Raw genomic sequence first — 7,917 nt, 5'->3', positions numbered from 1 at the left:
CACGTAAAAATCTAAACGAAATCTTTCTTGGTTGCCTCATGAAAATTATAAACGAAATTATCTTTCTTTTTTGCATTGTTTTTTGATGTAACCAATCTAATAAGTTTATTTTGTAACTTAGTAATGTTTCTTTTAAGCTCTGCAGGATTAAGTTCCTTGTGCTGTCTTTTGAGTTTTCTTGTAATAGCACTATCTATGTGCTTTGATTCAATGACTCTCTGATAAGGTGTTTTTGCAATGACTTTGCTAAATGCCATACAATCGATTTCCTCTAACCAACCCATATCTCAGTATCCCTAAAATTTACTTTTAATACTTATAATGTTTATCTGTTTCATTTAGATTTTTAAATGAGGCAATTCGTGCTATAGAGAAAATAATTCAAAAGGATGTAATATAATAATATTAAAAGCAAAGAAAGGGAGGTGAGTTAAGAAAGGCAAGATTCTTGAGGCTTGGAAAGTATTCGAAGGGATAAAAGGGGTAACTTACGAACAAAAGAGGTAGTCAGTCTTATTGAGAAAAATGGAGGAAAGGTAGGTTAGCCAAAGCCTATTCTTTCTTTCAATTAGAATGCTAAGGTAAAGGTCACCATGATATAAAAGACTTTAAAGTCTATGGGCTCAAAAATAAGAGAGAGATAATTAGTATAAAGGTAATTCTTATGCTTATAATCTGAGGTTTTAATTTAAGAGGAGGGAAGATGAAAAAAAGATTAATCTATTTTTCTTTAACATTATCTTTAGTCCTTTTGATTTCAAATGCCATAAGCAAAGAAATTACTAACGTGAGTGGGTTAAAAATCTCAAGCCCTGTTTTTAAAAATAACGAATACATCCCTCAGAAATATACCTGTGATGGGATGGATATAAATCCACCTCTTTTGATTGAGAATGTTCCGGAAAAGGCAAAATCTCTTGTCTTAATAGTTGATGATCCTGATGCCCCACGACGTGTATGGGTCCATTGGGTCTTATGGAATATTGATCCAAAAACAAAGGAGATAAAAGAAGACTATATCCTAAAAGGTGCAATCCAGGGTCTGAATGATTTCAAAAAACATGACTACGGTGGGCCCTGTCCTCCTTCAGGGACACACAGATATTTCTTCAAGCTTTATGCCTTAGATACCACTCTCAATTTGAGTTCTAATTCAACAAAGTCTGACCTCGAGAAGGCAATGAAAGGTCATATCATTGAACAAACTCAGATTATAGGTTTGTATAAGAGAAGATAAAGAATAATATTAACTGATTTAATCACAAGACATGCATAACAAAAGCAGAATTGATTGACAAGATAGCATCAACTGTAAAAATTTCCAATGCAGATGTTAAGCTGTACGTGATTCACTAATCGATAGCACATAAAAAGCCGTGAAGAAAGACACCTTATAAAGGAGTCAACATAAAAATAGGTAATAGGGTGTATAGAATAGGTTGGTCAAATAAGATCAATTGTAGGAGTTTTGGTGAAACCGATTTTCTTTCAAACCAACCAGAAAATATTTTTAGTTGTCAAATATCGATCTTTGAAAACTTAGTTTGAAACAAAGACCCTTGCTGGGTTATAGGATTCACCAGATTTAAGAAGGCTAAGTGCAATCTGGAGGATCTTTTTACACACACAGATGAGGGCTTATTTTTAAATTTTACCTGAGACAATTTTTATGGTAAAGTGTTCTTATCTCTTTGTTAGTATTGTCTTATTGTCTCTTCTTGTTTGTCCCGACTAATAGATCCTGTGATAAAAGCCTACATATCCAATAGCTACTTTTGAACTTGAAAAATTGGAGTCATTAGAGTCGAGGTAGCTAAGAAGCGCAGCAAGGGTCTTATTGCCAACTCCTTTAATGAGGAGGAGATTTTGTGATTGTGGATGATAAAGTAACCAAATTTGGAAAGGTCTTTTTATCGGAATGGCTTATGTCGCTGGCGCAGGAAGCATTATAACACTTCTCAGGGCAGCGCGTGTTGCTGTTGCAATAGGATTTTTTAATGAGATAGCATGGGAAAATGTAACCTTTTTCGAGCTTACAAAGTATAGATTCATTGTCGACTGGCTCATGACTCATATTCTATGAGGCTATATACTTTTAGTATTTAAACCGGGAAAAAGGTAATCCCAGGTCTCAGGTAAAAACAAAACAGCTTTGTAGTGTAGAGATGGGACCAATTACAGGAAAGGAAATTTTCGCTGGTTTAGTTGTCTTCGGGATAATATTTTTCCTATAATTACAATCTTTTATCCCTGCACTAAAATCGTATGATAAATCAGCTATTATGCTTGTGGGAGACAGGTACTGCTAAGTGGCTTGCAATCAACTGGCTCGTAATGTTCCAGAAGGCAAACTGGTTAATCTTTGTATTAGCTATAGCCATCTTTGTTATGGTAATGACTAACTTCATCATGAATGTCTCAGCTATTGCAATTTCTCTTCCTGTATCTCTTGTTATCGCCAAATACCTTGGGGTTGCTCTTGAGGCTATATTGTATGCGTCCCTTGTAACGGGAGGCATGCCGTTCTTACTTTTGATTGGCGCAGCTCCGAATGCAATCGCCTATGATGAGTCCAAACAATTTTCCACAGGACAATTTTTTTGGGTGTAGTATACCACCAAGCATAGTCTTGATTGCCTTCTTAGGTCTTGCATTGCTAACAATCTGGCCGCTCCCGAGGGTGCCGGTTTTGATTAAGTAAGTGAATAATACATGAATTAATTTTTCACTAATGAGATTATGAGATTCTTGAAGTGGAGGGACTATGAAAAGACAGATTCTCTCAATTCTTGGAATTGCTGCAGTTGTGTTCATATTTTCATTAAGTGTGTCTTTTGCCACTGAGGAAGCAGTCCAGGGTAATACCTTCTTCATCTCTGGCACTGTCATCGACTATCATAATGAACCTGTAAAGGAGGCTCGGGTCAGAATCCTTGTAAACGGACAGCCTCAAAAAATCATTGTGGAACATGAGGAGGAAGAGGAGACAGAGACTTCCTCACAGGGCACATATCAGTTGTCATTCAACCTCACTCCCCAGCAGATTGACACCTCCAAAGTCCAGATTCAGGTCCGAAAGACAAGCTTTGCAAAGACAACCATTGACCTCACAAAAGAAGATTTTGCACAGAAAGGTCAGCAGTTCTTCCTGGTCAAAGACATTAAGATTTCACCCTGGCTTGGACCTGCCTTTTATATCGCAACAGTGATATTTTTATTCATCTATGCCCTCATATCCTTTGAGGTCTTACATAGAACAATAGCTGCAATGCTTGGGGCTGCTGTATTGTTATTGATTACTTATACCATAGGAACCCTCAATCCTGATTATCACATCATGTCCTTTGAAAGGGCAATGCACGCAATAGACATGAACGTCATTTTCCTGCTCATGGGTATGATGACTATTGTTGGCATCCTGAAACATACAGGAGTCTTCCAGTGGTGTGCCTATATCTCATTCAAGATTGCAAGGGGAAATGTCCTTATACTCTCTATTATTTCGATGATCTTAATTGCTATATCATCAGCTTTTTTAGACAATGTAACAACCATGCTCCTTTATACCCCTGTTTTGATAGAGATTGCGTTGGCATTGAAGATATCACCCTTAACATTACTAATTCCTGGTGTCATGGCGTCAAATGTTGGTGGCACAACAACCCTCATTGGAGACCCACCGAATATCATGATAGGCTCATACACAGGCTTTACCTTTATGATGTTTGTTCAGAATCTAACATTGGTCTGCATCATTGCTACAGTGGCATTGATTGTTTATACCAAGCTCTTCTACGGCAAGGCTTATAAAAAAGCAAAGGTTGAGGATATTGACAAGTTTATTGCTCAACTTAGGGAACAATACAAGATAACCGATAAGACTCTCCTTGGTTATGGTCTTTTTGTAGTTGTACTTGTGGTAGGATTCTTCCTAACCCATGGATACTGGCATATGGAGGTTAGCATACCTGCCTTAGCTGGAGCCAGTGTTTTATTCACATACAGCATCCTTTCTAAGAAGGTCAAGATGCTTGAGCTAATAGAAAAGGATATTGAGTGGACAACCCTCCTTTTCTTCATCTTTTTATTTATCATAGTTGGTGCGGTTGAAGAAGTAGGGCTCCTTTCATGGATTGCAGATCAGGTGCTGGATCTTTCAGGAGGCAATCTTGTAAAGGCAATAGCTTTGATTTTGTGGGTATCAGCAATCATGAGCGCCTTTGTAGATAATATCCCATTCACTGCAACAATGCTTCCTATTACTGCATATCTCACAAAGGTAATCCCGGGTGCAGCAGATAACAATGTTCTGTGGTGGGCATTGGCACTTGGTGCATGTCTTGGTGGTAATGGAACCATGATAGGAGCAAGTGCGAATGTGGTTACAGTAGGTATTGCAGAGGCAGCAGGTTATAAGATCAGTTTCTTCGGGTTCATGAAATTTGCTTTTGTATATATGCTCATCAGCGTGGCAATATGTCATGCCTGGCTGCTGATATTCTATTAAGTAAATTAGAGACATTTTGTCATGCTGAATTTATTTCAGCATCTTAACATAACAGGAGACCCTGAAACGAGTTCAGGGTGACGAACACGATTAATAAAGGAGAATAATCATGAAACTACAATGTCCAATACCAAAGATACTGCTTCCTGTAGACGGCAGTAAACATTCAAAGAAAGCAGTGCAGTTTGCAGGATGTCTTGGCAGAGCTATAGGCAAGAGCCTTTCAGGGATTACACTGCTTCGTGTTCTTACAGGAGGTTATCTAAGTCGTCATATGGTGAACATTGACTTCAGGACAAAGGTTCTTGTAAAGGAATCCGATGTCTTTAAGAGGATAAGACAGGTACACATCAATCAGAATATCAATCCTTTTCTGGATGAAAGTGAAAAGATTCTCAGGGATTCAGGCATTGAAGCTACTATTGAAAGATTAATACTTGATGGGGATACTGCAAACGAAATCATAAGAACAGCAGATGAAGGAAGCTTCTCTGCAATCATCATGGCAAGGAGGGGATTGTCAGAACTCAAGTGGATATTCGTTGGAAGTGTCACCAGCAAGGTCATACATGCTGCAACAAAACAGACCGTATATATTGTTGGTAAAAAGACATCTAAACCTAAAACCTGTCCTATCCCGAAGATTCTTATCCCTGTTGACGGCTCTGCTTATTCCTTGAAAGGAGTAGAACATGTTGCATGCCTTACATATCCTTTTAAAGAATCTCTTGACAGAATAACACTTCTAAGAGTGGTCAATGTTGCACTGTACATGGAACGTCTTAAAGGAGGCATAGACCCTGAGATAGAGGCAAATCAGATACTCAGTGATGCAGAGAAGATATTTGTTGATTCAGGTTTTTCGGAGGGACTTATAGAGACTGCTATTGCCATAGGGAAACCGGCAGAGGAGATTCTTAAAAAAGCAGATGAGGGAGAGTATAATCTGATAGTAATGGGAAGAAAAGGCAGAACTGCTTTTAAAGACATAGTGATAGGCGGGGTGAGTTCCACTGTCCTTCAACGCTGCCAGAATCAGACAGTTGCAATTGTAAGCAGTAAATGATTTATGCTATTAATTTCGGTTTAGTATTATTTTTTATTTTTCTATAACAAACAATAATTGATTTGATTACTCCACTTACAGCATTAACCCGAAAAATGCACATAGAATTATGTATATGTTATGAGAAAAATTTTTTTCGATTCCTTACTGCACCTTTAACTGACTGTTTTACGAATATTTTTATTCATTGAACGAATATGGATAATTTAATAATCTCATCGAGTTTCAGTTTAAAACCGATAGGATTTTTAAAATTGCATTGTTCCAACCTATTGGACCAATTCCTTCAGCCTTTATGAGATTGGATATTTTTATTTGTGAATCATAGTTTCCTTTAAGTCTCTGGACAATTATCGGATAATCAACAACTTCAAGCATTGGAACATCATTCAGACTGTCACCGATAGCAACAGTCAACAGATCATTGAATAACCTTCTGTATAACTCAATCAATATCTTCACAGCTCTTCCTTTGTCACTGTCGCCAATTATATGAAAAAATTCCCCTTGAGTATGTCGTAGTCCTTTCGCTCGGATGGACTCGAAAAGACTCGCCATCTCTTCCTTATTGCCTTCAAATACAAATGGCTCGTCAAAATCTCTCTCTTTTGCCATAATTGCTTCCTGGTCATCAAGACCTGTCAATTTTGATATTTCTTCTACAGTCATATCTCCAAAACCCATTATTTTAAATCCTGCTTTTCTCAATTCACCAATCGCATTTCTCAATTCATTATATTCTGCACCAAGTCTGATGATTAAATAATTATCTATCTCCACAATTTTAAAGCCTGAATCTGCAATTTCAAATCTGAAATAATCTTTTGGAATAAATATTCCTCCGCCGTTTTCAGAAATAAATGGATGGTTATTATTAAGCTTCTGTCTGTAAAGCTCTATCTCCCTTTTTGTTTTGCTCGAACAAACCACAAGAGGAATATTCATTTCTTTGATCTTATTTAGAGCTGGTACTGCGGCTTCAAAAGAGTAAGTTGAATGATCTAAAAGAGTCCCATCAAGGTCAGTAAAAATAATAATATTTCTCATTCTATCAATATTATCTGGATATCCATAACGTTCGTATATGTCGGGCCTGTAATAAAAAGTTCATCAATCCTTTTAAAAAACGTGTATGAATCATTATTTTTCAGATAGTCATCCGGGTCAAGACCGTCAGCTCTGGCTTTCGAAATTGTATGACCATTTACGATTGCCCCGGCAGCATCTGTTGGCCCATCAGTTCCGTCTGTCCCTGCTGAAAGGAGCATAATCCCTTCAATGCCCTCAATCTCCTGTGCAAATGAAAGCGCCAGTTCCATATTCCTTCCGCCTGAACCGCATCCCTTGATAGTAACCGTTGTTTCTCCACCTGAAATTAGACATTTTTTCTCGTTGGATAGAGATGATTTCCTGATCTCTAATGCCTTTTTCGCGAGTAACCTTCCGGCTTCACGTGCTTCACCTGTGATTTCAGAAGAAAACAATAAAACATCAAATCCCAGTGCCTTTGCTTTATCCCTTGCTGCTTCAAGAGCTATTTTATTACTTCCAATAATTATATTTTCAACTCTTTCAAATACCCTATTTGTCTGTTTTGGTGTTTCGGACAATAGTCCTTCGTTGCCTTTTTGCAAAATGTCTAATATCATACGCGGAACTCTTTCTATTAGATCATACTTTCTCAAAACATTAAGGGCATCATTATAAGTTGTTTGATCAGGAGATGTAGGACCTGAGGCAATAACATCCAGTTTGTCCCCTATTACATCAGAAAGTATAAGTGATATCATTTTTGCAGGATATGCAATTTCAGCAAGCCTTCCACCTTTAACCATGGAGACATGTTTTCTAACTGTGTTTAATTCTTGTATATCTGCACCAGCATGAAGGAGTAACTCTGTCAAATACTGTTTTTCATGAAGTAAAATACCTTTGCAAGGGGCTGTTAGTAGGGCAGAGCCTCCACCGGATATAAGAAAAACAACAAGAGTATTTGCATCATTTCCTCTAAGAATATTCAAAATCTCTATAGTTCCTTTAACACCATTCTCATCCGGGATAGGATGTCCTGCTTCGAATAACTGCAATTTTTCTAACTTATATCTGCTGCAATGGCTGTATTTCGTTATAACAATCCCATTCGTTATAAATTCCATCAGAAAATCTTCTATTGCCTTTGCCATTGGACATGCAGCTTTTCCAAATCCTGCAACAATAAAATTATTAAATTTTCCATCTATGTATGCAGATAAAATATTACTGCAATGATTCCCTACAGTATCATATGGTAATACCGCTTTTATGGCTGAAAAAAATATTTCTTTTAATATGTCTTTTACCATAG

Annotated in this window: 8 protein-coding genes; 5 read left to right on the top strand and 3 right to left on the bottom strand. The window is 37.4% G+C overall.

Annotated features, from left to right (window positions below):
- Positions 1-11 precede the first annotated feature (11 nt).
- A complete protein-coding gene (locus HXY53_03050; GenBank protein ID NWF75543.1) occupies positions 12-284 on the bottom strand; it encodes a hypothetical protein in 273 nt (90 codons plus the stop codon).
- Positions 285-703: 419 nt separating this feature from the next.
- Between HXY53_03050 and HXY53_03045 the strand changes: the two genes are divergently transcribed.
- The 5 genes from HXY53_03045 (at position 704) to HXY53_03025 (ending at position 5,573) form a co-directional block, all read left to right on the top strand.
- A complete protein-coding gene (locus HXY53_03045) occupies positions 704-1,237 on the top strand; it encodes a YbhB/YbcL family Raf kinase inhibitor-like protein (protein NWF75542.1) in 534 nt (177 codons plus the stop codon).
- 681 nt (positions 1,238-1,918) lie between these two features.
- Positions 1,919-2,083, top strand: coding sequence for a hypothetical protein (locus tag HXY53_03040; GenBank protein NWF75541.1), 165 nt, complete (start codon positions 1,919-1,921; stop codon positions 2,081-2,083).
- Between the two features lie 182 nt (positions 2,084-2,265).
- The gene (locus HXY53_03035; GenBank protein NWF75540.1) at positions 2,266-2,610 is read left to right on the top strand and encodes a hypothetical protein; all 345 of its coding nucleotides are present in this window, start codon (positions 2,266-2,268) and stop codon (positions 2,608-2,610) included.
- Positions 2,611-2,764: 154 nt separating this feature from the next.
- Complete coding sequence (locus HXY53_03030; GenBank protein ID NWF75539.1) at positions 2,765-4,507, top strand: ArsB/NhaD family transporter; 1,743 nt, start codon at positions 2,765-2,767, stop codon at positions 4,505-4,507.
- A gap of 109 nt (positions 4,508-4,616) precedes the next feature.
- Positions 4,617-5,573 carry a universal stress protein gene (locus HXY53_03025; protein NWF75538.1) on the top strand — a complete coding sequence of 319 codons (957 nt, stop codon included), beginning with the start codon at positions 4,617-4,619 and terminating at the stop codon, positions 5,571-5,573.
- A 225-nt stretch (positions 5,574-5,798) separates the two neighbouring features.
- On the opposite strand, the gene HXY53_03020 is transcribed toward HXY53_03025, so the two are convergent.
- A complete protein-coding gene (locus HXY53_03020) occupies positions 5,799-6,620 on the bottom strand; it encodes an HAD-IIB family hydrolase (GenBank protein NWF75537.1) in 822 nt (273 codons plus the stop codon).
- Positions 6,617-7,915, bottom strand: coding sequence for a glycerate kinase (locus tag HXY53_03015; protein ID NWF75536.1), 1,299 nt, complete (start codon positions 7,913-7,915; stop codon positions 6,617-6,619). Before HXY53_03015 ends, HXY53_03020 begins: the two co-directional genes overlap by 4 nt.
- Positions 7,916-7,917 lie beyond the last annotated feature (2 nt).

Source organism: Nitrospirota bacterium (assembly GCA_013388455.1).
Taxonomy (GTDB): Bacteria; Nitrospirota; Thermodesulfovibrionia; order Thermodesulfovibrionales; family SM23-35; genus JACAFF01.
Note: the sequence above shows the minus strand (reverse complement) of the source record. Positions and strands in the feature narration are given on the sequence as shown.